This is a genomic window from Alcanivorax hongdengensis A-11-3 (assembly GCF_000300995.1).
Taxonomy (GTDB): Bacteria; Pseudomonadota; Gammaproteobacteria; order Pseudomonadales; family Alcanivoracaceae; genus Alcanivorax; species Alcanivorax hongdengensis.
The window spans coordinates 56,068-82,142 of sequence record NZ_AMRJ01000013.1 but is presented as its reverse complement, the minus strand read 5'-3'; the positions used below and the strand labels follow the sequence as shown (position 1 = coordinate 82,142).

General features: G+C 62.3%; 23 protein-coding genes. 19 read left to right on the top strand and 4 right to left on the bottom strand.

What is annotated here, in order from left to right; all coding sequences use genetic code 11:
- Nucleotide 1 precedes the first annotated feature (1 nt).
- From rsmH to lpxC, 15 genes are all read left to right on the top strand, one after another.
- A complete protein-coding gene (rsmH, locus tag A11A3_RS09740; protein WP_008929126.1) occupies nucleotides 2-937 on the top strand; it encodes a 16S rRNA (cytosine(1402)-N(4))-methyltransferase RsmH in 936 nt (311 codons plus the stop codon).
- Entirely contained in the window at nucleotides 937-1,200 is a 264-nt protein-coding gene (ftsL, locus tag A11A3_RS09735; protein WP_008929125.1) for a cell division protein FtsL, read from the top strand. Before rsmH ends, ftsL begins: the two co-directional genes overlap by 1 nt.
- A complete protein-coding gene (locus A11A3_RS09730; protein WP_008929124.1) occupies nucleotides 1,197-2,915 on the top strand; it encodes a peptidoglycan D,D-transpeptidase FtsI family protein in 1,719 nt (572 codons plus the stop codon). Before ftsL ends, A11A3_RS09730 begins: the two co-directional genes overlap by 4 nt.
- Nucleotides 2,912-4,384, top strand: coding sequence for a UDP-N-acetylmuramoyl-L-alanyl-D-glutamate--2,6-diaminopimelate ligase (locus A11A3_RS09725; RefSeq protein WP_008929123.1), 1,473 nt, complete (start codon nucleotides 2,912-2,914; stop codon nucleotides 4,382-4,384). The genes A11A3_RS09730 and A11A3_RS09725 overlap by 4 nt, the downstream gene beginning before the upstream one ends.
- A complete protein-coding gene (locus tag A11A3_RS09720) occupies nucleotides 4,381-5,733 on the top strand; it encodes a UDP-N-acetylmuramoyl-tripeptide--D-alanyl-D-alanine ligase (protein ID WP_008929122.1) in 1,353 nt (450 codons plus the stop codon). The genes A11A3_RS09725 and A11A3_RS09720 overlap by 4 nt, the downstream gene beginning before the upstream one ends.
- Nucleotides 5,733-6,815 carry a phospho-N-acetylmuramoyl-pentapeptide-transferase gene (gene mraY / locus A11A3_RS09715; RefSeq protein ID WP_008929121.1) on the top strand — a complete coding sequence of 361 codons (1,083 nt, stop codon included), beginning with the start codon at nucleotides 5,733-5,735 and terminating at the stop codon, nucleotides 6,813-6,815. The genes A11A3_RS09720 and mraY overlap by 1 nt, the downstream gene beginning before the upstream one ends.
- Before the next feature lie 12 nt (nucleotides 6,816-6,827).
- Nucleotides 6,828-8,150, top strand: coding sequence for a UDP-N-acetylmuramoyl-L-alanine--D-glutamate ligase (murD, locus tag A11A3_RS09710; protein ID WP_008929120.1), 1,323 nt, complete (start codon nucleotides 6,828-6,830; stop codon nucleotides 8,148-8,150).
- Nucleotides 8,143-9,300, top strand: a complete 1,158-nt coding sequence (gene ftsW / locus A11A3_RS09705; protein WP_008929119.1) for a putative lipid II flippase FtsW — start codon at nucleotides 8,143-8,145, stop codon at nucleotides 9,298-9,300. Before murD ends, ftsW begins: the two co-directional genes overlap by 8 nt.
- Complete coding sequence (murG, locus tag A11A3_RS09700; protein ID WP_008929118.1) at nucleotides 9,297-10,370, top strand: undecaprenyldiphospho-muramoylpentapeptide beta-N-acetylglucosaminyltransferase; 1,074 nt, start codon at nucleotides 9,297-9,299, stop codon at nucleotides 10,368-10,370. The genes ftsW and murG overlap by 4 nt, the downstream gene beginning before the upstream one ends.
- Nucleotides 10,360-11,790, top strand: coding sequence for a UDP-N-acetylmuramate--L-alanine ligase (gene murC, locus A11A3_RS09695; protein WP_008929117.1), 1,431 nt, complete (start codon nucleotides 10,360-10,362; stop codon nucleotides 11,788-11,790). Before murG ends, murC begins: the two co-directional genes overlap by 11 nt.
- Complete coding sequence (locus A11A3_RS09690) at nucleotides 11,783-12,712, top strand: D-alanine--D-alanine ligase (protein WP_008929116.1); 930 nt, start codon at nucleotides 11,783-11,785, stop codon at nucleotides 12,710-12,712. The genes murC and A11A3_RS09690 overlap by 8 nt, the downstream gene beginning before the upstream one ends.
- Nucleotides 12,699-13,475, top strand: a complete 777-nt coding sequence (locus A11A3_RS09685) for a cell division protein FtsQ/DivIB (RefSeq protein WP_008929115.1) — start codon at nucleotides 12,699-12,701, stop codon at nucleotides 13,473-13,475. Before A11A3_RS09690 ends, A11A3_RS09685 begins: the two co-directional genes overlap by 14 nt.
- A gap of 13 nt (nucleotides 13,476-13,488) precedes the next feature.
- Entirely contained in the window at nucleotides 13,489-14,724 is a 1,236-nt protein-coding gene (gene ftsA / locus A11A3_RS09680) for a cell division protein FtsA (RefSeq protein WP_008929114.1), read from the top strand.
- A gap of 94 nt (nucleotides 14,725-14,818) precedes the next feature.
- Complete coding sequence (ftsZ, locus tag A11A3_RS09675) at nucleotides 14,819-15,985, top strand: cell division protein FtsZ (RefSeq protein WP_008929113.1); 1,167 nt, start codon at nucleotides 14,819-14,821, stop codon at nucleotides 15,983-15,985.
- 110 nt (nucleotides 15,986-16,095) lie between these two features.
- Nucleotides 16,096-17,010, top strand: coding sequence for a UDP-3-O-acyl-N-acetylglucosamine deacetylase (lpxC, locus tag A11A3_RS09670; RefSeq protein WP_008929112.1), 915 nt, complete (start codon nucleotides 16,096-16,098; stop codon nucleotides 17,008-17,010).
- Between the two features lie 49 nt (nucleotides 17,011-17,059).
- Here the strand turns inward: lpxC and A11A3_RS09665 are convergent, their stop codons facing one another.
- Nucleotides 17,060-17,509 carry a hypothetical protein gene (locus A11A3_RS09665; RefSeq protein ID WP_008929111.1) on the bottom strand — a complete coding sequence of 150 codons (450 nt, stop codon included), beginning with the start codon at nucleotides 17,507-17,509 and terminating at the stop codon, nucleotides 17,060-17,062.
- A gap of 101 nt (nucleotides 17,510-17,610) precedes the next feature.
- Here A11A3_RS09665 and A11A3_RS09660 point away from each other — a divergent pair, with 101 nt between their 5' ends.
- The 4 genes from A11A3_RS09660 (at nucleotide 17,611) to A11A3_RS09645 (ending at nucleotide 24,268) form a co-directional block, all read left to right on the top strand.
- Nucleotides 17,611-18,540, top strand: coding sequence for a M23 family metallopeptidase (locus tag A11A3_RS09660; protein ID WP_008929110.1), 930 nt, complete (start codon nucleotides 17,611-17,613; stop codon nucleotides 18,538-18,540).
- Nucleotides 18,541-18,937: 397 nt separating this feature from the next.
- On the top strand, nucleotides 18,938-21,649 hold the full coding sequence (secA, locus tag A11A3_RS09655) for a preprotein translocase subunit SecA (RefSeq protein WP_008929109.1): 2,712 nt from the start codon (nucleotides 18,938-18,940) through the stop codon (nucleotides 21,647-21,649).
- Nucleotides 21,650-21,967: 318 nt separating this feature from the next.
- Nucleotides 21,968-23,170, top strand: a complete 1,203-nt coding sequence (argJ, locus tag A11A3_RS09650; RefSeq protein WP_008929108.1) for a bifunctional glutamate N-acetyltransferase/amino-acid acetyltransferase ArgJ — start codon at nucleotides 21,968-21,970, stop codon at nucleotides 23,168-23,170.
- A gap of 165 nt (nucleotides 23,171-23,335) precedes the next feature.
- The gene (locus A11A3_RS09645; RefSeq protein ID WP_008929107.1) at nucleotides 23,336-24,268 is read left to right on the top strand and encodes a Nudix family hydrolase; all 933 of its coding nucleotides are present in this window, start codon (nucleotides 23,336-23,338) and stop codon (nucleotides 24,266-24,268) included.
- Between the two features lie 3 nt (nucleotides 24,269-24,271).
- On the opposite strand, the gene A11A3_RS09640 is transcribed toward A11A3_RS09645, so the two are convergent.
- The 3 genes from A11A3_RS09640 to A11A3_RS09630 form a co-directional block, all read right to left on the bottom strand.
- Nucleotides 24,272-24,460 (bottom strand): DNA gyrase inhibitor YacG, encoded by a 189-nt coding sequence (locus A11A3_RS09640; protein ID WP_008929106.1) that lies wholly within the window; start codon nucleotides 24,458-24,460, stop codon nucleotides 24,272-24,274.
- Nucleotides 24,457-25,050, bottom strand: a complete 594-nt coding sequence (gene coaE / locus A11A3_RS09635) for a dephospho-CoA kinase (protein WP_008929105.1) — start codon at nucleotides 25,048-25,050, stop codon at nucleotides 24,457-24,459. Before coaE ends, A11A3_RS09640 begins: the two co-directional genes overlap by 4 nt.
- A 146-nt stretch (nucleotides 25,051-25,196) precedes the next feature.
- Nucleotides 25,197-26,075, bottom strand: coding sequence for a prepilin peptidase (locus A11A3_RS09630; RefSeq protein WP_040296994.1), 879 nt, complete (start codon nucleotides 26,073-26,075; stop codon nucleotides 25,197-25,199).

The window sequence follows — 26,075 nt, the reverse complement described above, 5'->3', positions numbered from 1 at the left end:
GATGAAAGAGCAGGCGCAGTACGAACACCAGCCGGTCATGCTGGAGGAGGTACTGGATATGTGGTTTGTCCGCAGCAACGGTTTTTACGTGGATGGCACCTTCGGGCGCGGTGGCCACAGCCGGGCTCTGCTCCGTCGGCTGGATGATCAGGGCCGGCTTGTCGGTGTTGACCGTGACCCCCAGGCGATTGCCGAGGGGCAGGCGCTGGCGGAACAGGATCACCGTTTTCATATAAAGGCCAGTCGCTTTGACTGCCTGCCGGAACTGGTGGCTGATGCCGGGCGTCCCATCGACGGCCTGCTGCTGGATCTGGGTGTGTCGTCGCCGCAGCTGGATGATGCCAGCCGCGGCTTCAGCTTCCTGCGTGACGGGCCGCTGGACATGCGCATGGACCCCACCCGTGGCGAAAGCGTGGCCCAGTGGTTGGCCCGTGCCGAGGAAAAAGAGATTGCCGATGTGCTCTATCGCTACGGCGAGGAGCGCAAGTCACGCCGCATTGCCCGGCGCATTTGCGAGGTGCGCGACGAACAGCCGATCACCCGCACCGCCGAGCTGGCCAGCCTGATTGAAGGTGTGCTGGGTCGCGCAGAGCCGGGCAAGCACCCGGCCACGCGCAGCTTTCAGGCGTTGAGGATACATATTAATGGCGAGCTGGAGGCACTGGAGAAAGTGCTCGAGCAAGCCCTGGAGACGCTCGCCATCGGCGGGCGTCTCGCCATTATCAGCTTCCATTCCCTGGAAGATCGGATGGTGAAGCTCTTTATCCGTGATCATTCCGGCCGGGCTCCGAAGGGGCGCGGCGGGTTGCCGTTGGGCGATGAACTGCCGCAGCGGCTGGAGCCGGTGGGCAAGGCCATTCGTGCCGGCAAGGCGGAGCTGAAAGTCAATGCGCGTTCACGCAGTGCGGTACTGCGGGTCGCGGAAAAGGTGGCCTGATGGCGACCTGGGCGGTGCGGGTGCTGCTGGTGCTGGTGGTGATGACGGCCATCGGCGTCAGCTACAGCGTTTATAAAGCCCGCCAGCTGACCGATGAGAGTCAGCGTCTGCAACGCCAGCAGACCCGCCTGGAAAGTGAATGGAGCCAGCTGTTGCTGGAACACAGCACCTGGGGCAGTTACGCCCGGGTGGAGCGCCTGGCCAGAGAGAAGCTGGGCATGACGTTACCGAAAACCGACCAGAGAGTATTGATCAAACCATGAGCCAGGCCCGTAAGACACGGCAACCCAACTCCCGACTGCGCTGGCGCTTTGTGCTGGCGTTCTGGGTGGTGTGTGCCAGTCTGCTGATCGGGCGGGCCTTTGATCTGCAGGTGCTGCAGCATGATTTCCTGGCGCACCAGGGGGATATCCGCAACCTGCGCACCGAGCCGCTGGCGGCCCATCGTGGCGTGATCCGTGACCGTTATGGTCGGCCGCTGGCGGTCAGCACCCCGGTGGTGACCCTGTGGGCCAATCCCCGCGAAGCCATGGAGCATCAGGAGCAGTGGGGCCGGCTGGCCGGCAACCCGGTGATCAACCTGAACGAATTCTCCCGCAAGGTGGAGCGTCACAAGAATCGCGAGTTCATCTATCTGGAGCGGGGGCTGGCGCCGGAGTCCGCCGAGAAGGTGCTGGCGGAAAAAATTCCCGGTCTCTACAAGCTCACCGAATATCGTCGTTATTATCCGGCCGGCGAAGTAACCAGCCAGGTGGTGGGCTTCACCAATATTGATGACAAGGGTCAGGAAGGCATCGAACTGGCCATGGATCCGTCCCTGGCTGGCCATTCCGGCAGCAAGAAGGTGGTGCGCGATCTGCTGGGCCGGGTGATCCAGGATATCGAGGTGGTCAAGCCGGCACGTCCGGGCAAGGATGTGACCCTGAGCATCGATCTGCGCCTGCAGTATCTGGCCTACCGCGAACTGCTGGGTGCGGTGCAGAAATTCCGTGCCAAGGGCGGTAGCGCCGTGGTACTGGACGCCCATACCGGTGAAGTGCTGGCCATGGTCAACCAGCCGTCCTACAACCCCAATAATCGGGAAAACCTGGATACCTCGGCCCTGCGCAACCGTGCCGTCACCGACCTGTTCGAGCCGGGCTCCACCATGAAGCCTTTCACCGTGGCCGCGGCCCTGGAAATGGGCATGGTGACCCCGTCCACCACCATCAACACTCACCCGGGCACCCTGCGGGTGGGTGACAAGACCATTCACGATCATCGCGATTACGGTGTCATTGATATCACCACCGTGCTGACCAAGAGCTCGAACGTGGGCGCCAGCAAGCTGGCCCTTGCCATGGACCCCATGGCATTGCCCGATTACCTGGAGCGTTTCGGTTTCGGTCAGTCCACCGCCATTGATTTTCCGGGTGAGAGCGACGGGGTGCTGCCGCTGCGCAGCCGCTGGCGGGATGTGGAGCGCGCCGCGCTGTCCTACGGCTATGGCCTGAGTGTTTCCACCGTGCAGCTGGCCCAGGCCTACTCCGTGATTGCCAATGATGGCGTGCGCCTGCCCCTGTCCCTGGAGAAGGTGGATAAAGTGCCCGAGGGCGAGCAGGTGATCGGCAAACATACCGCCCGCGAACTGGTGACCATGCTGGAAACCGTGGTCAGCCGCGTGGGTACCGCCAGCCGTGCCAAGGTGCCCGGTTACCTGGTGGCCGGCAAGACCGGCACCGTGCACAAGGTCATGGCCGGGGGGTATTCCGAAGATCACTACATCGGCCTGTTTGCCGGCCTGGCCCCGGCCAGTGATCCGCGCTATGTGGCCGTGGTGGTAATTGACGATCCGCGCAGTGATGCCTACTACGGCGGGTTGGTGGCGGCCCCGGCGTTTTCCAACATCATGGCCGGGGTGTTGCGCACCCTGCACGTGCCACCGGACAAGCCCGACGGCATTATCGCCAGCCTGGGCACGCAGGAGGACCCGTCATGATGAGCCTCCAGCAACTGCTTCCGGATGTGCGCCTGCCTGAAGAGCTGGCGCATTGTGGCGTTCAGGGCCTGCAACTGGACAGCCGTCGCGTGGCACGCGGCGATACCTTTATTGCCGTGCCCGGTATCAGTGGCGACGGTCGCCGCTTTGTGTCCCAGGCGATTGCCAGCGGTGCGCCGCTGGTGCTGTGCGAAGCCGATCAGGCGGGTCTGGAATGGCGTGATGGGGTGCCCTGTCTGCAATTGCCGGGCCTGAGTGAGCGGGTCGGCGAACTGGCGGCGCGCTGGTATGGCGAACCTTCCAGGGCCATGCAGGTTATTGGCGTCACCGGTACCAATGGCAAGACCAGCATCAGCTGGTTCCTGCGTGATGCCTTCAATGCCCTGGGCCACCGCTGTGCCCTGGTTGGCACCCTGGGCCTGGGACTGAAAGGCGAGGAGCAGGAAACCGGGCACACCACACCGGACCCGCTGACCCTGCAGGCGGGCCTGGCCCGGGTACGGGATGCCGGCGCTGACGCGGTGGCCATGGAAGTGTCTTCCCACGCTCTCGACCAGGGGCGTCTGGGCGAGACCCTGGTACGGGCGGCGGTGTTCAGCAATCTGAGCCGCGACCACCTGGATTACCACGGTGACATGGAGCGCTACCTGGCCGCCAAATCCGCCCTGTTTACCCGTCCGGGCGTGCAGCTGGCCGTGATCAACACCGATGACAATGCCGCCAGTACCCTGATCGGTCGACTGGATGACGGCGTGCGCTGTGTGACCTACGGCAGCCAGGCCGGCGCCACCGTGCGTTGTCGCGAGTATCACTGCAGTGAAGAGGGCCTGCAGATCACCCTGATGGTCGGCGGTGAGCCGGTGGCGTTGACCCTGCCCCTGTTCGGGCACTTCACCGTCAGCAACATCATGGCGGTGGCCGGTACCCTGCATGGCCTCAATGTCCGTGCTGAAGAGCTGGGGCCGGCCCTGATGGCCCTGACGCCGGTGCCCGGTCGCATGGAGCCGGTGCGTCAGTCCGGTGCGGCCACGGTGATCGTGGATTATGCGCACACGCCGGACGGTCTGGAGAAGGCTCTGCAGGCCTGCCGTGAGCACTTTAGCGGCCGCCTGCATTGTGTGGTCGGTTGTGGCGGTGACCGTGACAGCGGCAAACGCCCGCAAATGGCGGCGGTGGCCGAGCGGCTGGCAGATGTGCTGGTGCTGACCAGCGACAACCCGCGCAGTGAGGCGCCGCAGGCCATCATCGATGACATGCTGGCCGGCGTCAGTGACCCGCAGCGGGTTCACTGCCAGGTGGAGCGCCGTGTGGCCATCAATGAGGCGATACAGCGGGCGGCACCCGGCGATGTGGTGCTGCTGGCCGGCAAGGGCCACGAAACCTATCAGGAAATTGCCGGTGTCCGTCATCACAGCGATGACCGGGAACTGGCTCGCCAGGCGCTGCAGGCGCGGGGAGGGGCGCAATGATGCGACTTTCCCAGATCGCGCAGTGGACCGGCGGTCGCCAGCAGGGCGACGACCTGACCATCGAGGCGGTAGTGACCGATACCCGTGCCATGACTCCGGGCAGCCTGTTCGTGGCGCTCAAGGGTGAGCGTTTTGATGCCCACGCCTTTCTGGATCAGGCCCGGCGTGATGGTGCCGTGGCGGCGCTGGTCAGTCAGTCGCAGAGCACCTTTGAGCATGCCGTGCAGGTGGACGACACCCGCCAGGGCCTGGGACGTCTGGCCAGTGGCTATGCCGACCAGTTTCAGCCCCGCCGGCTGGCGGTGACCGGCAATGCCGGCAAGACCACGGTGAAGGAAATGGCCGCGGCCATGCTCGGTGAGCAGACCCTGGCCACCCGTGGCAACTTCAACAACGACATCGGCGTGCCACTGACACTGCTGCGCCTGCGCGCCGAACACCGCTATGCGGTGCTGGAGCTGGGTGCCAATGCGCCGGGCGAGATCGCCTGGACCAGCTCCCTGGTGAAACCGGAAGTGGCGTTGATCACCAACGTTACTGGCGCCCATCTGGAAGGCTTTGGCTCCATGCAGGGGATCGCCGATGCCAAGTCGGAAATTTTTCGCGGCTGCCAGTCCGGCGGCCGCGCCATCGTCAATAACGATGACAGCTTTGCCGATTTCTTTGCCGGCCAGGCCGAGGCCGTCGGGCTTGAGGTGATTCGCGTCAGCAGTCAGGGCAAGGCGCACTGGTATGCCGAAAACATCGAGCTGGATCAGGCCAGCGTGCGCTTCCTGCTGCAACCGGCGGGCGTGCCGGTGTGCGTGCCGCTGGCTGGCGCTCACCAGGTCAGCAACGCGCTGATGGCGATTGCCGCCGTGGCGGCGCTGGGGCTGGACCCGGCCGAGGTCGTGCCACGCCTGGCCGGGCTCGCGCCAGTGCCCGGGCGTATGAATATACAGGCCTGCGCCGGTGGCGTACTGGTCGACGATACCTACAACGCCAACCCGGGCTCCGTGCGGGTGGCGATCGACTGGCTGGCCGCCCAGCCGGCGCCCCGTCAGCTGGTGCTGGGGGCCATGGGCGAACTGGGCCCCAGTGCCGATCAGTTGCTGTTCGAATTGGGCGAGTATGCCCGCCGGGCGGGGCTGGATGGCCTGGTGGTGATGAGCGGCGCCAGCGCCGTGGCGCAGGGCTACGGTGCCGGCGCCCATGTTGTGGATGATTATCAGACGGCGGTGAGCAGGAGTGCTCCGGTGCTGGCCGAGGGCGGCACCGTACTGGTGAAAGGGTCGCGTTCTGCCGGCATGGAAGCGGTGGTGCAGCGGCTGACACTGGGCGAGAGCCCGCAATCGAAGGGGACACACTGATGCTGCTCTGGCTCGGCGAATATCTGGCGCAATACTACAGCGGCTTTCTGGTCGTTCAGTACCTGACCCTGCGCGCCATTCTCAGTGTGCTCACCGCCCTGTTCCTGGCGTTCTGGGTCGGCCCGATCATGATCCGCAAGCTGCAGGAAAAGCAGGTGGGTCAGGCGATCCGCAGTGATGGCCCGCAGAGTCATTTGAGCAAGGCTGGCACGCCGACCATGGGTGGCGCCCTGATCCTGGTGGCCATTGTCGCTTCCACGCTGTTGTGGGGCGACCTGGAGAACCGTTTTGTGTGGATCACCCTGGGCGTGCTGGTGGTTTTCGGTGCCGTGGGCTGGGTGGATGACTGGCGCAAGGTGGTGGAGAAGAATCCCCGTGGCCTGCCGGCCCGCTGGAAATACCTGTGGTTGTCCGCCGGTGCCCTGGGCGCCGGCGTGGCACTTTACTCCACGGCCCAGAGCCCGGTGGAGACCCAGTTGATCGTGCCGTTCTTCAAGAGCGTGGCGATCAACATGGGCTGGTTCTACATCGTACTGACCTATTTCGTGATCAACGGGACCAGCAATGCGGTCAACCTCACCGATGGCCTGGATGGCCTGGCCATCATGCCCACCGTGCTGGTGGGGGGCGCGCTGGGTATCTTCGCCTACGTGGGTGGGCACGCGGAATTTGCCAGCTACCTGAAAATTCCCTACGTGGCCGGTGCCGGCGAGCTGACCATTATCGCCTCGGCCCTGTGTGGCGCGGGGCTGGGTTTCCTCTGGTTCAACGCCTACCCGGCGCAGGTCTTCATGGGCGATGTGGGCGCCCTGGCTCTGGGTGCGGTGCTGGGCGTGATGGCGGTGATCGTCCGTCAGGAAATCGTGCTTTTCATCATGGGCGGCGTGTTCGTGATGGAGACCGTTTCGGTGATGTTGCAGGTGGGCTCGTTCAAGCTCACTGGCCGGCGCATTTTCAGAATGGCGCCGATTCATCACCACTTTGAACTGAAAGGGTGGCCGGAGCCGAAGATCATTGTGCGGTTCTGGATCATCACCGTGATTCTTGTACTGGTGGGTCTGTCGACCCTGAAGATTCGCTAAGGGAGATCGGCGTTGAAAGACGGCTTTGATCTGGTTATTGGCCTGGGCCTTTCCGGGCGCTCCGTGATTCGTTACCTGACGGATCAGGAGATGCCTGTGCGCGCGCTGGATACCCGCGATGCGCCGGCCGGCCTGGACCAGCTGCGTGCCGATTTCCCGAATCTGAAGATTCATACCGGCGGCTTCAAGAAAGGCTGGCTGGAAAAGGCTCGCCGACTGATTGTCAGCCCGGGCGTGGCGATTTCCACCCCGGCCATCGCCGAGCAGGTAGTGGCCGGCAAGGAAGTGATTGGTGATATCGAGCTGTTTGCCCGCGCGGCCAGTGAGCCGGTGGTGGCAATCACCGGGTCCAATGCCAAGAGCACCGTGACCACCCTGCTGGGACAGGTCGCCGAGGCCTGCAGCATGTCGCCGGGTATCGGCGGCAACCTGGGCGTGCCGGCGCTGGAGCTGCTGGACGACCGGGCCCGGCTTTATGTCCTGGAGCTGTCCAGCTTCCAGCTGGAAACCACTTACAGCCTGAGCGCTGATGTGGCCACCATTCTCAATGTGTCCCAGGATCACCTGGACCGTTATGCCAGCTTCGCCGATTACGTGGCCGCCAAGCAGCGCATCTATGACGGCTGCCAGGTGGCGGTGTGGAACCGCGATGACCTGGCCACCCGGCCGTCAGTGGCGGTGCCACGGCAGATCAGCTTCGGCACCCATCCGGAGTCCGATTATCGCCTGGATGGTGACAACGGCCTGCTGCTGTGCCGGGGAGAGCCTCTGCTGCGACTCGACGAGCTGGCGCTGACCGGCCGTCACAACGCCATGAACATTCTCGCCGTGATGGCCATGAGTGATGCCCTGGGCCTGAACCGGGACAAGGCACTGGCCACGGTGAAGGCCTTCACCGGTCTGCCGCATCGCTGCCAGATGGTGGCCGAAGCCGGCGGGGTGCGCTGGTTCAATGATTCCAAGGCCACCAATGTGGGCGCCACCCTGGCGGCGCTCACCGGTATCGGTGAAAGCATTGACGGCAAGGTCATCCTGGTGGCCGGTGGCCAGGGCAAGGGGCAGGATTTTTCTCCGCTGGCCGAACCCGCTCGCCAGTATCTGCGCGCCGCCCTGTTGATGGGCGAGGATCGCCAGGCCCTGGCCGAGGGCATGTCCGCAGCGCCCTGCGAACTGGTGACGGACATGGCCGCCGCCGTGGCCCGCGCCCACGCGCTGGCCCAGCCCGGCGATGCGGTGCTGCTGTCGCCGGCGTGCGCCTCTTTTGACATGTACAGCGGCTTTGCCGCCCGTGGCGATGATTTCACTACCCGGGCCCGGGAGGTGTGTGATGGCTGATCGCATGATCCTGCGCCTGGACAACCGGGGCCTGGACAAACCGTTGCTGTGGACCACGATCGTGCTCTGTCTGGCCGGTCTGGTGATGGTCACCTCCGCCAGTTTGCAGATTGCCGAAACCAATCTGGGCGATCCTTTCTATTACGCCACCCGCCACGGGGCCTACCTGTTACTGGGCCTGCTGGTGGGCGGCGTGGTCTATTACGGCGTGCCGCTGGCCCTGCTGGAGCGGCTGCGTTTTGTCATGTTGCCGGTGGCGCTGGCGGCACTGGTGCTGGTGTTTGTGCCGGGGCTGAGCCGCACGGTAAACGGTTCCACCCGCTGGATTGCGCTGCCGGGCCTGACAGTACAGGCCTCGGAAATCGTCAAGCTCTGCTTCGTGCTTTATCTGGCCGGCTACATCGCCGAGCGCAAGGGCGCGCTGGAAACCCAGTGGAAGGCTTTCCTGATGCCCCTGGGGTTGCTGGGCGTGCTGATGGTGTTCCTGTTGCTGGAGCCGGACTTCGGTGCCGTGGTGGTGCTGGGTATCACCGCCATGGGCATGCTGTTCCTGTCCGGCGTGCCGACCCTGCGCTTCCTGCTGATTGGCCTGGTTGCAGTGGGCCTGGCCGGCCTGATTGCCGTGGCGGAACCCTACCGGGTGGCCCGTCTGATGGCCTTTACCGACCCCTGGGCGGACCAGTTTGGTTCCGGTTACCAGCTCACCCAGAGCCTGATCGCCTTTGGCCGTGGTCACTGGTTCGGCGTGGGCCTGGGCAACAGCGTGCAGAAGCTGTTCTACCTGCCGGAAGCGCATACCGATTTTGTCTATGCGGTGATGGGAGAAGAACTGGGTTTGCTGGGCAATGTGGCGCTGATCGGCGGTTTTATCCTGCTCGGCTGGCGGGTGTTCCGCCTGGGGCACAGCCTGGAAGAGCGAGGTCTGCTGTATCACGCCTACCTGGTCTATGGCTGTGCCTTCGTGTTCTGCTCCCAGGCCTTTATCAACCTGGGCGTGAATATGGGGCTGTTGCCCACCAAGGGGCTGACCCTGCCATTCATCAGCTACGGCGGTTCTTCGCTGCTGATTTCGGCGGCCATGATTGGCCTGGTGTTGCGTGCCGGCGCGGAAGCCGAGCACCTGAAAGCCAGGGGGAGGGCGCGTAAATGAGTGCCACCATATTGATCATGGCCGGCGGCACCGGCGGCCACGTGTTTCCTGCCCTGGCCGTGGCGGACCAGCTCAAGGCCCGCGGCTACCGGATCCTCTGGCTGGGTGCTCAACACGGCATGGAAGGCAAGCTGGTGCGCCAGTATGGCTATGAAATCGCCGAGCTGGCGGTGTCCCGCCTGCGTGGTGGCGGCATTCAGCGCAAGCTGACCGCGCCGATCAATCTGCTGCGGGCCGTAATGCAGGCGCGCCGCCTGATTGGTGAGCGTCGACCTGTGCTGGCCGTGGGCTTCGGCGGCTTTGCCAGTGGGCCTGGTGGCCTGGCGGCGCGGCTGTGCGGCGTGCCGGTGGTGGTCCACGAACAGAATGCGGTACCGGGGCTTACCAACCGGCTGCTGTCGCGGTTGGCCACGGTGACCCTGGAAGGTTTCTCCGGTGCCTTTGACAGCCGCAAGGCCTGTTGGGTGGGCAACCCGGTGCGCCCGGAAATCGCCGATCTTGAAGAGCCCAGTCGTCGCTATGCCCAGCACCAGGGCGCCATGCGGGTGTTGGTACTGGGCGGTAGCCAGGGCGCCCTGGCCCTGAACCGGGATCTGCCGGAACTGCTGCTGGCGGTGTTGGGGGCGGATATCCAGATCCGTCACCAATGTGGTGCCAATCGTCAGGACGAGGCGGCGCCGATTTACCAGGCCCTGCACATGCAGGCCCAGGTAACGGAATTCATTGACGACATGGCCGAGGCCTACGGCTGGGCGGATCTGGTGATCTGCCGGGCCGGCGCCCTGACCGTGGCAGAAGTGGCCGCCGCTGGTGTGGCGGCCCTGTTCATTCCGCTGCCCACGGCGGTGGATGACCACCAGACATTGAATGCCCGCTGGCTGGTTGACCGGGGCGCCGCCCTGTTGCTGGACCAGCGGCAGCTGAGCGCGGCGGCCCTGGCTGCCGCCCTGAAACCCGTTGCAGACCGGGCCTCGCTGGCGCAGATCGCCATCAAGGCACGGGAGCAGGCGATGGCCGATAGCGCCGAGCGCGCGGCCACGCTCTGTGAGGAGGTGGCCAATGGCCGATAACGACATCATTCATACCGTGCCGGAAATGCGCCGTATCCGCGGTATCCACTTTGTGGGTATTGGCGGCGTGGGCATGTGCGGCATCGCCGAGGTGCTGGCCAATCAGGGCTATGCCATCAGCGGCAGCGATATCAAGGAATCCGCGGTGGTGGAGCGCCTGCGTAGCCAGGGCGTGCGGGTGGAGATCGGTCACCGGGCAGAAAACATCGACGGGGCCGATGTGGTGGTGACCTCCACGGCGGTGAATACCGACAACGTGGAAGTGGCCGCCGCCCATGAGCAGCGTATTCCGGTGGTGCCACGGGCACAGATGCTGGCGGAGCTGATGCGCTTCCGCCACGGCATTGCCGTGGCCGGTACCCATGGCAAGACCACCACCACCTCCATGACCGCCGCCATCATGGCCGAGGCAGGTATGGACCCGACCTTCGTGATTGGCGGGCGCCTCAACAGTGCCGGCACCAATGCCCGTCTGGGACAGAGCCGCTACCTGGTGGCCGAAGCCGACGAGTCCGATGCCAGCTTCCTGCATCTGCAGCCGATGAGCGCCATTGTCACCAACATTGAAGCCGACCATATGCATACCTATGGCGGTGATTTCGCGCGGCTGGAAAACACCTTTATCGAATTTCTGCACAACCTGCCGTTCTACGGGGTGGCGGTGATGTGCGTGGATGATCCGGTGGTGCGCCGTCTGCTGCCACGGGTCAATCGCCAGGTGATCCGCTATGGCTTCAGCGACGATGCGGACCTGCGTGCCGAAAATGTGCAGCAAAAAGGCATGAGCACCCGTTTTAGGGTGATTCGCAAGGAAGGTGCGCCGCTGGATATCACCCTGAACATGCCCGGCCGACACAATGTACTCAATGCCCTGGCAGCCATCGCCGTGGCCGCCGACGAGGGGGCTGATGACGAGGCCATCGTCCGTGGTCTGAACCACTTTACCGGCGTTGGCCGGCGCTTTGATGTGCAGGGTGAATATCACTTTGCCGGTGGCAGCGCCACGCTGGTGGATGACTACGGTCATCACCCCAGCGAAGTGGCGGTAACCATCGACGCGATCCGGGCCGGCTGGCCGGGGCGTCGGCTGGCCATGCTGTTCCAGCCGCACCGTTATACCCGGACCCAGGATCTCTACGAGGATTTCGTGGAAGTGCTGTCCGGCGTCGATGTGCTGCTGATGCTGGAGGTTTATGGTGCCGGCGAGGACCCGATTCCCGGTGCCGATGCCCGGGCTCTGTGCCGCAGCATCCGCAAGCGTGGCCGGGTGGAACCGGTGTTTGTGGATGATCCGGCCAAGCTGGCCGAGATCCTGGAAACCCAGCTGCAGGATGGTGATCTGCTGGTCACCCAGGGTGCCGGCAATGTCGGTGCCATTGCCAGGGAACTGGCCGAACAGGGAGGCGCCAAGCGTGGATAGCGTACTGCTGAAACAGAAGCTGGCCCAGGTAGGGCGAGTGGCGGTACTGGCCGGTGGCAAGTCCGCCGAGCGCCCGGTGTCTCTCAAGAGCGGTGCCGCCGTGCACCAGGGGCTGCGCAATCTGGGCCTGATTGCCGAGCTGGTAGACCCGGCCGACAAGAGCATCGATACCCTCAAGGGCTTCGATATCGCCTTTATTGCCCTGCACGGGCGCGGTGGTGAGGACGGCGTGATCCAGGGTGTGCTGGAGCATCTGGGTATCCCCTACACCGGCTCCGGCGTGATGGCCTCCGCCATCGGCATGGACAAGGTGCGTACCAAGCAATTGTGGAAGGGGGCGGGCCTGCCGACGCCGGCCTTTTACGTGGCCGGCCGTGACGATACCGACCTGGGCTTTCCGCTGATGATCAAACCGGCCCATGAGGGCTCGTCCATCGGCATGGCCAAGGCCGATAACGCCGATGAGTTGGCGGCGGCGCTGGTGGCGGCCAAACAGTTTGATGCGGATGTGCTGGTGGAAGCCTGGGTCAACGGCCCGGAGTACACCGTGGCCATTCTCGGCGATGAGGCACTGCCGGCCATTCGCCTGAAAACGCCCAACGCTTTTTATGACTACGAGGCCAAGTACCAGTCCAACAGCACCGAATACCTTTGCCCGGCCGGGCTCGACGAGGCCGATGAGCAGGCCCTGAGGACGCTGGCGCTGAATGCCTTCCGGGTGGTCGGTTGTCGGGGCTGGGGCCGGGTGGATGTGATGCGTGACGAGCAGGGTCGCTGGCAGCTGCTGGAAGTGAACACTGTGCCGGGCATGACCGACCATTCCCTGGTGCCGATGGCAGCCAGGGCGGCCGGGCGGGATTTCGACACCCTGGTGGGTGAAATCCTGCTGCGGGCCTGGGAGCAAGGGCGTGGCCAGGGCTAGCAAGGCGCCCGCCCGCGGTGCGGCGCCGCGGCGGCCGGCCAGAAAGGCCGGTGTGCCGTTGCGCCAGCGGTTGTCCGCCGCTGTGCCGTGGATGCTGGTCAGCGGTGTGGCGGTATTGCTGCTGACATTGGTGATTTACCTGCCGGCCATGCTGGATGCCTATCCGGTTCGCCAGGTAGGCGTGAAAGGCGTCACCGATGCCCGTCGCCAGCAACAGCTGGAAACGGCGCTGGCGGCCCTGGTGCGCGATGAAAACTATTTCACCGTGCCGCTGGAGAAAATCTACCGGCAGGCACGGGCACTGAGTTGGGTGCGTGACGTTTCGGTACGTCGCCAGTGGCCTGACAAGGTGGTGCTGGCGGTGACCGAGCGCAAACCGCTGGCGGTATGGAACGGCTCGGTGCTGGTGTCCGACAGCGGCGAACCGTTCAAGGCGCTCAAGCAGTACGACCTGCAGGGCCTGCCGCGTTTGAGCGGCCCGCCCCAGCGTCTGGATGAGGTAATGGGCTTCTACCACAGCATGGGCAAATTGCTGGCGGATGTGGGCCTGACCATAAAAAGCATGGAAGTGAATGCCCGGCTGACCGCCCGGCTGACACTGAACAATGGACTGCAACTGGTGGTGGATCGCGAGCATTACGCCACCAAGCTTCGCCGCTTCGTGCGGCTTTATCGCGGCGTGTTGAGCACAGACAGCCGCCAGGCAGCCCGGGTCGACCTGCGCTATGCGGACGGCATGGCAGTGACCTGGCAGCAGAGTTAGGAGAAACGGTGACATGGCAAACGCAACGGAAAACATGATTGTCGGCCTCGACATTGGCACCTCCAAGGTGGTGGCCATCGTCGGTCAGGCAAACGCCGATGGCACCATGGAAATTGTCGGAATCGGCTCACAGCCCTCACGTGGCATGAAAAAGGGCGTGGTCGTGGATATCGAAGCCACGGTGCGCTCCATCCAGCGCGCGGTGGAGGAGGCCGAGCTGATGGCCGGCTGCCATATCCATACCGTCTATGCAGGGATTGCCGGCTCCCATGTGCGCAGCCTCAACTCCCACGGCATTGTTGCCATTCGCGACCGGGAAGTGGCCCAGGCGGACATCGACCGGGTGATCGATGCGGCCCAGGCCGTGGCGATTCCCGCTGACCAGAAAACCCTGCATGTGCTGCCGCAGGAGTATGTGGTGGACAACCAGGAAGGGGTGCGTGAGCCGGTGGGCATGAGTGGTGTGCGGCTGGAGGCCAAGGTGCACCTGGTGACCTGCGCAGTGAACGCGGCCCAGAACATCGAGAAATGCGTGCGCCGCTGCAACCTGGAAGTGGATGACATCATCCTCGAGCAGCTGGCCAGCGCCTACGCGGTGCTGACCGAAGACGAGCGCGAGCTGGGTGTCTGCATTGTCGATATCGGCGGTGGCACCACGGATATTGCCATCTTCACCGAAGGTGCGATTCGCCATACCGCCAATATTCCCATTGCCGGTGACCAGGTGACCAACGACATCGCCATGGCCCTGCGCACGCCCAAGCAGCATGCCGAAGAAATCAAGATGAAGTATGCCTGCGCCCTGACTCAGCTGGCCGGCGCGGATGAAACCATCAAGGTGCCCAGCGTTGGCGATCGGCCGCCGCGCACCCTCAGCCGACAGAACCTGGCGGAGGTAGTGGAGCCCCGTTACGACGAGCTGTTCACCCTGGTGCAGGCGGAGATCCGCCGCTCCGGTTTCGAGGACCTGATTCCCGGCGGCATCGTGCTCACCGGTGGCTCCTCAAAGATCGAGGGCGCGGTGGACCTGGCCGAAGAAATTTTCCACATGCCGGTGCGTCTGGGCATGCCGCAGGGCATTTCCGGGCTCACCGATGTGGTGAAAAACCCCATTTACGCCACCTCCGTGGGGCTGCTGCTGTATGGCCAGCGCATGGAGAAAGATGGTACCAGTGCCCGCGCCCAGGCCGGCGGCGGGCCGGTGAACTGGCTGGAACGGTTCAAGAGCTGGTTCCAGGGCAATTTCTAGTTTTCGCACAAGCGGCAGTTCCGGGCCGTGCAGTTTTACCGGGACACAACCAGAGCTCCGGCTCTACAGGGAAGCAATAAACGGGAGATCAACCATGCAATTCAAACTGGAAGACAGCGTACCGCATGGCGCGGTCATTAAAGTGGTGGGCGTCGGTGGTGGCGGCGGTAACGCCGTGGACCACATGGTTCGCTCAGGAGTGGAAGGTGTGGATTTCATCTGCGCCAATACTGATGCCCAGGCACTGCGTAACGCCTCGGCCAAGACCGTGATTCAGCTGGGCAGCCAGGTCACCAAGGGCCTGGGCGCCGGCGCCAATCCGGATATCGGCCGTCAGTCGGCCCTGGAAGACCGGGATCGCATCGCCGAGCTGCTGGACGGTGCCGACATGGTGTTCGTGACCGCCGGTATGGGCGGTGGCACCGGTACCGGCGCCGCGCCGGTGGTCGCCGAGATCGCCAAGGAGCTGGGTATCCTGACCGTGGCGGTGGTGACCAAGCCGTTCCCCTTCGAGGGCAAGAAGCGCATGCGCTCCGCCCAGGAAGGCATCGAGGCGCTCAAGGAGCATGTCCACTCCCTGATCACCATCCCCAACGAGAAGCTGCAGGCCGTTCTGGGTGGTTCCACCAGTCTGCTGGACGCTTTCAAGGCGGCCAACGAAGTGCTGCAGGGCGCGGTGAAGGGGATCGCCGACCTGATCGTGCGTCCGGGCATGATCAACGTGGATTTCGCCGACGTGCGTACCGTGATGAGTGAAATGGGCACGGCCATGATGGGAACCGGCACCGCCAGCGGCGAAGGTCGGGCGGCAGAAGCGGCCCAGGCCGCCATTTCCAGCCCGCTGCTGGAAGACGTGGACCTGCGTGGCGCCCGCGGCATCCTGATCAACATCACCGCCAACGAATCCATCGCACTGGATGAGTTCTCCGAGGTGGGCGATATCGTCAGCGAGCTGGCCAGCGAAGATGCCAACGTGATCATCGGTACCGCCATCGACCCGGATATGGGCGATAACATCAGCGTCACCGTGGTGGCCACCGGCCTGGGTGCGGCTGCCCAGGAACTTAAAGTGGTGCGCGGCCGTCAGACGTCTGTCGCCGCCGATGGCCGGGTGGATTACGCCGACCTGGATCGTCCCGCTGTGGAGCGCAAACGCGCCGCCCAGCAGGCAGCCAGCGGGCGTGGCCAGCAGGCGGTCAACACCGCGGAAGATCTGGATTTCATTGATATTCCGACCTTCCTCCGCCGTCAGGCCGATTAACGGTCTGGCGGTAAGGGTGAAAATAGGGGGCATTCCGGTATAATCCGGCCCTTATTTTGTGTTGAGGATAGCGGTATCCTTCAGGATACCCGCAGCTGTGTGACAGACTGATGATCAGACAACGAACGCTGAAAAACGTGATCCGCGCTACCGGCGTGGGGCTGCACACCGGCGAAAAGGTCTATATGACCGTGCGTCCGGCACCGGTGGATACCGGTATCGTGTTCCGCCGTGTGGACCTGGACCCGGTGGTGGAAATCAAGGCCTCCGCCGGCGCCGTGGGCGAAACCACCCTGTCATCCACCCTGGTTCAGGACGGTGTTAAGGTGGGTACCGTGGAGCATTTCCTGTCTGCCATGGCGGGCCTGGGCATCGACAACGCCTTCGTGGAGCTGTCGGCCCCGGAAATGCCGATCATGGATGGCAGTGCCGGCCCGTTCGTGTTCCTGCTGCAGTCCGCAGGGATCAAGGAGCAGGAAGCGGCCAAGAAGTTCATCCGCATCAAGAAGGATGTGACGGTGCGAGAGGGCGACAAGTCCGCCACCTTCGTGCCCTTCGATGGCTTCAAGGTGACCTTCTCCATCGAGTTTGATCACCCGGTGTTTGAAGACCGTAACCAGCTGGCGAGCATCGACTTTTCCACCACCTCTTTTGTCAAGGAAGTGGCCCGGGCGCGGACGTTTGGTTTCATGCGGGACATCGAGTTCCTGCGCAGCCAGAACCTGGCCCTGGGCGGCAGTGTCGATAATGCCATCGTGGTGGATGAGTACCGTATCCTCAACGAGGACGGTCTTCGCTACGAGGACGAGTTCGTCAAGCACAAGATGCTGGATGCCATTGGCGACCTGTATCTGCTGGGTCACAGCCTGATCGGCGAGTTTATCGGTCACAAGTCCGGTCACGCGCTCAACAATGCCCTGTTGCGGGAAGTGCTCCGTCAGGAGGATTCCTACGAGGTGGTGACCTTCGAGGATGCTACCGATGCGCCAGTGTCCTACATGCGTCCGGTGCTGGCCGCAGAGTAAGCCCGCATTACATGCAGTACCCTGTAACCCCCTGACTGTTCTCCCGCAGTCAGGGGGTGTTGTCCTCGCCACGGCTGGCTAGCCGTTTCAGGGACGCTTTCAGCCCCTCATCATCAATATCCTCCGCCAGGGCACGAATCTGCCGGGCACTTTCGCCATCCAGTCGCGGTTTGTCTTGCAGATTGGCATGTGAATTGCTTTGAACATTGACGCGTTTGCCGCCCACCACAATCTTGATCTGCTGGCCGGGCAGGGCCTGTTGCAGCTTGGGCAGGTGGAAGCGCAGCAATTGGGCGGTGGCACTGGTTTCCGCCATGGCCAGCCAGCGTTCCGGTGTCTCCACCAGGGTGACACGCTCACGCAGGGCCGGTGGTAGCACACTCAACGGGTCGTTTTGTGGCTGCCCGGACGGCGGCGGTGCCTGCCTGGCCAGGGAGGCCAGCCTGGAGTGACCACTCAGCAGGGATTGCAGGGCTTTGGGCGAAGTTGTCTTGCTCATGGGATTTACTTAGACTAGCCTGCAAATTGTAAAAAACCGATAAAGATTAATATTCAAATTATTGATTCTAAACGTTTTTCATTTGATGCGCTGCGAACCATATGAACATCATAGTCCTTAACAGTCAGCGCGGCCATTCGCGTACGATTCCGGTGCCCCGTTACTGGCCCTGGCTTCTGGCCGCCGTCCTTTTCGTGATCCCCGTGCTGGTGGGTGGCGGCGCCTACTGGCTCAGCTATCAGGTGGGCAAGAGCGGTTATACCCCGTTGGTTACCGAACGTTTTGCCGATCAACTGGCCGAACAGAAGCAACAGGTGCAGGCACTGAATCGCCAGAGCCAGGAAGAATTCCGCGCCATGACCCTGAAACTGGCCCAGGCCCAGGCCCGCCTGATGCGCCTGGATGCCCTGGGTGAGCGTCTGGTGGATGTGGCCGATATCGGCAGCGACGAGTTCGATTTCAACAGTGACCCGGGGCTGGGTGGCCCGGATGTCCCCGGTGACAGCGTCAGTTTTGCGCCGCCGTCCTTCATGGATGCCCTCAATGACATGACCGCCACTCTGGAGCGCCGGGAGCGACAGCTGGATATCCTCGATGATCTGCTGTCCGATCAGGAGCTCAAGAAGCAGACCTACCTGTCAGGCCGTCCGGTGAAGAAGGGCTGGATGTCCAGCCGCTTCGGCCGCCGTGCTGATCCCTTCAGTGGCAAGATTGCCTTCCACCGCGGCATGGATTTCGCGGCCAAGATGGGGACCCCGATCATCGCCACCGGTTCCGGGGTGGTGACCTATGCGGGCCCGCGTTCCGGTTATGGGGAACTGGTGCAGATCAATCATGGTGGCGGCCTGGCCACTCGCTATGGCCATGCCGAGAAGATTCTGGTGAAGCCGGGCGACATCGTGCGTACCGGCGATGTGATTGCGCTGGTGGGTAATGAAGGGCGCTCCACCGGCCCCCATGTGCACTACGAGGTGCTCAAGAACGGCCGCCAGATCAATCCTCAACCCTATATTTACCGCGCCCGGCGTTAGTCCGGCTCAAAAAGGGCTCCTCGCGGAGCCTTTTTTGTGCGCCTGGCCTTGAATGCCCGCAGGCCTGCCCTATCTCTACAGGATTGGAATCGCGAACCCTGATGCCCCATGGTGATGGTGGAATTCGCCGCCACCTGGCAGCCTGCCGGGAACTTCAGCGTGTTTTCCGGTTCCCTGTTACTGGCCGGAAACGGCATTCGGGGCCGGGATCGGTCATCTGACCGCAATCCCGTCAGGGCATCATGCGCGCCCGTGGGCGTTTGCTGATACCGCTATGGCGACAGTACTCAGTTTTTTTCCAGCAGCCTGCTAGAATGGCTGACTTTGCAAGGGGCCGCGTGCTCCGGCGACTGGCCTGGGCTGTCGTTTACACCACATTATAAAGACCGGAAGTTTTATGCTGGCTACGATTGCGAAAAAAGTCTTCGGCACCAAGAACGATCGCGAACTCAAGCGAATGGGCCGTCTGGTGGAAGTCATTAATGGCCTGGGGGAATCCCTGTCACAACTGAGTGACAGCGAGTTGCAGAACAAGACCGTCGAGCTCAAGCAGGCTTATCAGGGCGGCAAAACCCTGGATGAGCTGCTGCCCGAAGCGTTTGCGGTGGTGCGTGAAGCCTCCACCCGGGTCATGGGTATGCGCCACTTTGACGTGCAGATGCTTGGCGGTATGTCCCTGCATGAGGGGCGCATTGCCGAAATGCGTACAGGTGAAGGTAAAACCCTGACCGCGACCTTGCCCGCCTATCTCAATGCCCTGTCCGGCGAAGGCGTGCATGTGGTAACCGTCAATGATTACCTGGCCGAGCGGGATGCCAACTGGATGCGCCCGCTGTATGAGTTTCTGGGCCTGACGGTGGGTGTCATCCTCTCCCAGCAACCCGCCGAGATGAAGCGCGAGGCCTACAACGCCGACATTACCTACGGCACCAACAACGAATTCGGTTTCGACTACCTGCGCGACAACATGGCGTTCCGTCTGGATGACCGTGTCCAGCGCGGCCTTAATTACGCCATTGTTGATGAGGTGGACTCCATCCTGATTGACGAGGCCCGCACCCCGTTGATCATCTCCGGCCCGGCGGCGGATTCCTCCGAGCTGTATCAGGCCGTCAACAAGCTGATGCCACAGCTGCAGCCTCAGCCCAAGGATGAAGAGGGCGGCCACTATTTCGTCGACGAAAAACAGCGTCAGGTGGAACTCACCGAGGAAGGCCACCAGCTGATCGAATCCCTGCTGGTCAGTAATGGTCTGCTGGAAGAGGGTGAGAGCCTCTATGCTGCGCACAATTTGGCGCTGCTGCACCACGTTCATGCTGCCCTGAAGGCCCATGCCCTGTTCCACAAGGACCGGGACTACATTGTCCAGGGCGGGCAGATTGTGATCGTGGACGAGCATACCGGCCGTACCATGCCTGGCCGGCGCTGGTCGGAAGGCATTCACCAGGCGGTGGAAGCCAAGGAGGGTGTCAATATCCAGCAGGAGAACCAGACGCTGGCCTCTACCACCTTCCAGAATTATTTCCGCCTCTACAACAAGCTGGCCGGTATGACCGGTACCGCCGATACCGAAGCGGCGGAATTCCGCCAGATCTACGGCATGGATGTGGTGGTGGTGCCCACCAACCGGCCCATGGTGCGTGTTGACGCCAACGACCAGGTGTACCTGTCGTTGCAGGAAAAGTTCGATGCTATTGCCGGCGAGATCAAGGGCATTGTCGAGAAGGGGGCGCCGGTGCTGGTGGGTACCGCCACCATCGAGGCGTCCGAGTATCTGTCCCAGCGTCTCAAGAAGGACAAGATTCCCCACGAAGTGCTGAACGCCAAGTTCCACGAGCGCGAAGCGCAGATCATTGCCCAGGCCGGTCGCCCCGGCGCGGTGACCATTGCCACCAACATGGCCGGCCGGGGGACCGACATCATGCTTGGCGGTAACCCGGAAGAGCAGATCAAGCACATGGATAATCCGTCCGAGGGCGAGGCGGAGAAAATCCGGGCCGAATGGCAGGCCAACCATGATCAGGTGCTGGAGGCCGGTGGTCTGCACATCATTGGTACCGAGCGTCATGAGTCACGCCGCATTGATAATCAGCTGCGCGGCCGTGCCGGTCGTCAGGGGGACCCGGGTTACACCCGTTTCTTCCTGTCCATGGAAGATGACCTGATGCGCATCTTCGCTTCTGACAAGATTCGCAATCTGATGCGTTCGCTGGGCCTGGAAAACGGCGAGGCCATCGAGCACCGCTGGGTGACCCGCGCCATCGAGAATGCCCAGCGCAAGGTGGAAGGGCGCAACTTCGATATCCGCAAGAACCTGCTGGAATACGATGATGTGGCCAATGATCAGCGCCGTGTGATCTACAGTCAGCGTGACCAGATTCTGGAAGCGGAGAGTCTGGCCAGTTCCATTGCCAGCATCCGCGAAGATGTGGTCGAGGAGCTGGTGCACAACTACATGCAGCCGGGTACGGTGGAAGACCAGTGGGATGTGCCGGGCCTGGAGAAAACCCTGGATGCGGAATTCCAGTGCAAGGCTCCGGTGGGGCAGTGGCTGAATGAAAACAGCCAGATGCATATCCAGGATGTGGTGGAGAAGCTCAGCGAGAGCCTGGCCCAGCAGTACCAGGAGAAGGAAGCACAGATCGGCGAGGACACCCTGCGCCAGATCGAGAAACACCTGATGCTGCAGATCCTGGATCGTCACTGGAAAGAGCACCTGGCGAGCATGGATCACCTGCGCCAGGGCATTCATCTGCGCGGTTACGCCCAGAAGAACCCCAAGCAGGAATACAAGAAGGAAGCCTTCACGCTGTTCCAGGAAATGCTCAACCAGATTCAACATGAGCTGATCCGCATTCTGCACAGCTTCGAAATGCGCCGTGATGACGAAGTGGAACGCCTGGAGCGTCAGCGCCAGGAGGAAGCGCGTATCCAGGCCGAGAAAATGAAGATGCAGGCCGCCCCCGAGCCGGGTACCGACGGTACCGCAGAGCAGGGCGAGGCGCCCAAGACCGTGGTCCGTGAAGGCCGCAAGATCGGCCGCAACGAACCGTGCCCCTGTGGCTCCGGCAAGAAATACAAACAGTGTCACGGCAAGCTGGAAAGCTGATAGTGAAGCGGGGCTGCCCGCGAAAGCGTAAAGAGTGAGACAAGGCCGGCAAAAGCCTAATGCTGTTCACTTAAGCGGTGCAAATCTGGCTCAACCCTTTTCAGGCAGGTCCCCTCTCCCCTTGCGGGAGAGGGACAGGGAGAGGGTGCGTGCAAATTTCAATGACTTACCATTGATCTGGCTGTCACGTCCCCCTCTCCCCAACCCCTCTCCCGCAAGGGGAGAGGGGCTTAAAAGCTTAAGTGAACAGCATTACGGCAAAAGCCGGCCTTTCGCTTGCAAGGCAAGCTCCCGCGTCGTTGTTGCAAAGGAAAAGATATGACACAGACAGAGTGGTTGCCGGTTCCCGGCGTGCGGCTTGCCGCCGTGGAAGCGGGTATCAAGAAGGCCAATCGCAAGGACCTGGTGGTGCTGGAGCTGGCGCCGGGCAGTCGCGTCAGTGGCGTTTTCACGCTTAACCGTTTTTGTGCGGCGCCGGTGCAGGTTGCCAGGGCTCATCTGGGCAAGGCGCGTCCCCGTTTTCTGATGATCAACACCGGCTATGCCAATGCCGGTACCGGTGAAAAGGGCATGGCCAACTGTCTGGCGACCTGTGATCTGCTGGCCGCGGAGGCTGGCTGTGAGGCCGCCGAGATTCTGCCGTTTTCCACCGGCGTTATCGGCGAACAGTTCCCGCTGACTGCCTTTGAGCGGGGCCTGCCGAAGGCGCTTGCGGCACTGGATGGCCACCAGTGGGGCAATGCGGCTGAAGGCATCATGACCACCGATACCCGCCCCAAGGTGACCAGTCGCCGGGTGGAGCTCAATGGCGTGCCGATTACTGTCACCGGCATGGCCAAGGGCTCGGGCATGATCAAGCCGAACATGGCCACCATGCTGGGCTTTATCGCCACCGATGCGCCCATTGCCCAGCCATTGCTGGACCGTTGGGTGAAAGCTCTTGCTGATTGCTCCTTCAACCGCGTCACCGTGGATGGCGATACGTCTACCAATGATGCCTGCATGCTGGTAAGTACCGCCCAGGCAGAGATGGCAGAGATCACCGAACTGACCGAGCAGAATGCGCTGCTCTACCAGGCGCTGGAGGACGTGTTCGTGGAGCTTGCCCAGGCGCTGGTGCGCGATGGCGAAGGGGCGACCAAGTTTGTGGAAATCCAGGTGCAGGGGGCGGCCGGCGACGCGGATGCTCGCGTGGTGGCGGAGACCATTGCCCATTCACCCCTGGTGAAAACCGCCCTTTTTGCTTCCGATCCGAACTGGGGGCGAATTCTGGCCGCCATTGGTCGAGCCCCCATTGCCGAGTTGGATGTAAGCCGGGTCAACGTCTGGCTGGATCAGGTGGCTCTGGTGGAAAACGGCGGAGTGGCTGACGGCTACCAGGAAGCACAGGGTGCGGCTGTAATGGCACAGCAAGACATCCTTATTCGTGCGGATCTGGGCGCCGGTGATGGGCAATGTACGGTGTGGACCTGTGACTTCAGCTACGACTATGTGAAGATCAATGCCGAATACCGCACCTAATTAAACGCAACATAAACGCGTGCTGGCGCTTGCTTGCAAGCGAACCCAGGTGATTCAGGCTGAACAAGCGCAGGGCGGAAATCGGCGTAGCCGATCTCCGCCGGTCAGGCGTTTCATGGCGGAGATTTTCTTTGCAAATTTCCGCCCTACGAAAGGCGTTGTGATATGACTACACCCGCCATCATTGTCGTTGCCGCCATTATCCGTGGTAAGGACGGTCGCATTTGTCTTGGCAAGCGCCCGGATGACAAGCATCAGGGCGGTCACTGGGAATTCCCCGGTGGCAAGGTAGAGCCAGGCGAGTCCCTGGCTGCCGCCCTGGCCCGCGAGCTGCATGAAGAACTGGCCATGGAGCAATCAGAATCCGCCCCGTTCATGACCATCGTCCACCAGTATTCAGACCTGCACGTAACACTGCATTTTCGTGAAGTGTTCGCCTGGCAGGGTGAGCCCCATGGCAGGGAAGGGCAGCCTGTGGCCTGGTTTGAAAACAGCGAATTACCCGGGCTGTCTTTTCCCGCGGCCAATCGGCCGGTGGTGACGGCCCTGACACTGCCGCCTTCGCTGGCGATTGCGCCGCCGGACCAGTCACTGACGTCGTTATTGCAGGCCATCGGTGAGCTGGATGCCACCCAAACCGGTATTTATCTTCGTCACTGGAGCCAGCATGAGGCCTTGCCCGAGATTGCGTCTTGTTGTCGTTATCATGGCATCCGGTTCTGGCTGCGCATGGTAAGCGAAGAGGATGCCGCGATTGCCCAACAGGAGGGCGCCTTTGGGTTGCATCTGCCCGCAGCGGTGCTGGCGGGCTGTGACCAACGTCCGGATTTTGCCGGGGTAGTCTCTGCTGCCTGCCATGACCGGGCGGAAATGGAAAAGATAGTCTCGCTATCGCTGGATATGGCGATGGTGTCACCGGTAGAGAAAACGCCCAGCCATCCCGGCGCCTCTCCACTGGGTTGGCCACAGGCCGCTGCCCTGATGATTGGCCAGCCGCTGGCCTGTTTCGCGCTGGGTGGGTTGACGCCGGATCATCTGCCCCTGGCCCGTGAACACGGGGCCGTGGGCGTGGCCGGCATCCGCGCATTCTGGTCTTAGTCGCTAGTCCTGAAAATCGTCGCCGGGCGCTTCCGGGTCGCCGGGAATGGCATGTCGCTCCGAGGCCCAGTCGCCCAGATCAATCAGTTTGCAGCGTTCACTGCAGAACGGGCGCCAGGGGTTGTTGTCCCATCGCGTCAGCGTGCGACATTGTGGGCAGGGGTAGGTTCGGGTTGGCTTGTCGTTGCTCATTGTGCCTGCTCCAGATAAAAGCGATGCAGACGATCCAGTTGCTGGTGAAACTGCTCCAGACTGCCGTGGTTTTCCACCACATCATCCGCCTGGTCCAGACGCCTATCCCGTTGCATCTGGGCTTTCATGATTGCGGCCACCTGGGCTTCCGGCACGTGATCTCGGGCCATGGTTCGCTCCACCTGTAATGTGGCGGGGGCATCAATGACCAGGATGCGATCGACCAGATCCTTCTGACTGGTTTCCAGCAGTAGCGGCGATACCAGAATAGTGTAGGGGGAGTGACTGGCCCGAATCTGGCGGTGCAGCTCATCGCCGATGGCCGGGTGGGTAATGCCCTCCAGCACTTTCAGTGCGTCGGCATCGGCGAATACGATCTCGCGTAATGCGCGCCGGTCCAGCGAGCCATCTTCGGCGATCACGCCTTTGCCGAAATGATCGGCGATGGCGGCCAGCGCCGGCTGGCCCGGCTCTACCACCACCCGGGACGCCAGGTCCGCATCGACAATGGTAATGCCCTGCTGGGCCAGATAATCCGTGGCGGCGGTCTTGCCGCTGCCAATGCCGCCGGTCAGGCCTACTACGTACATGAAGGAACTCCGAATTCAACACAGGCTTTGATGCCATAGCCTATTGGGGGAAGTGCTGACCGTTGATAGTGAATAGTTGACAGCGAAAGCTCAAACCCGTCCAAGTTAGGTTTTGCTTTTGGCTGTCAATTATCAATTGTCCACGGTCAACTGAGCTTAAACAGCCCCAGATAGGAACTGACGATGGTTTCCCCCCAGAGAAGGGCAATCCAGCCAGCGGTGGCCAGATAGGGGCCAAAGGGGATGCCCTGGTCGCGCTTTACGCTGCCACTAACCATCATGATGATGGCAAACACCAGACCAACCACCGACGATAGCAGGATGATCAAGGGGAGATACTGCCAGCCCACCCAGGCGCCCAGGGCGGCAAGCAGTTTGAAATCGCCATAGCCCATGCCTTCCTTGCCGGTCAGCAGCTTGAACAGCCAGTAGATGCTCCATAGTGATAGATAACCGGCCATGGCACCGATCACGGCATCCTGTAGGCCAACGGGGGAGATGCCGATGACCGCTGCCAGCAGGCCTGCCCACAGCAGAAGATAATTCAGGCTATCGGGGAGCAGTGAGGTGTCGAAGTCGATCAACGCTGCCGCCAGCAGGATCCAGGTAGCAAACAGTGTAAAGGCCAGCCATGGCCCATAACCGAAATGCCAGGCGCACAGGCCGGACAGTATGCCACTGATGATTTCAACCGTCGGGTAGCGCTTGCTGATCGGGTTCTTGCAGTGGCTGCACTTGCCACGCAGCGCCAGCCAGCTGACCACGGGGATGTTCTCCCAGGAACGAATCTGGTGGTCACAGTGCGGGCAGCGCGAGCGGGGTACAACCAGGTTGAATACCGTAAGCGCTTCGGTGCTCTCAAGCTCCAGTAATTCACGGGCTTCCTGTTTCCAGGCGCGCTCCATCATCAAGGGCAGGCGATGGACTACCACATTGAGGAAGCTGCCTACTAATAAACCCAGAATTGTTATGACAGAGACAAGTACCGCCGGCTGTGACAAAACATCGGGGAAAAAAGGTTGCAT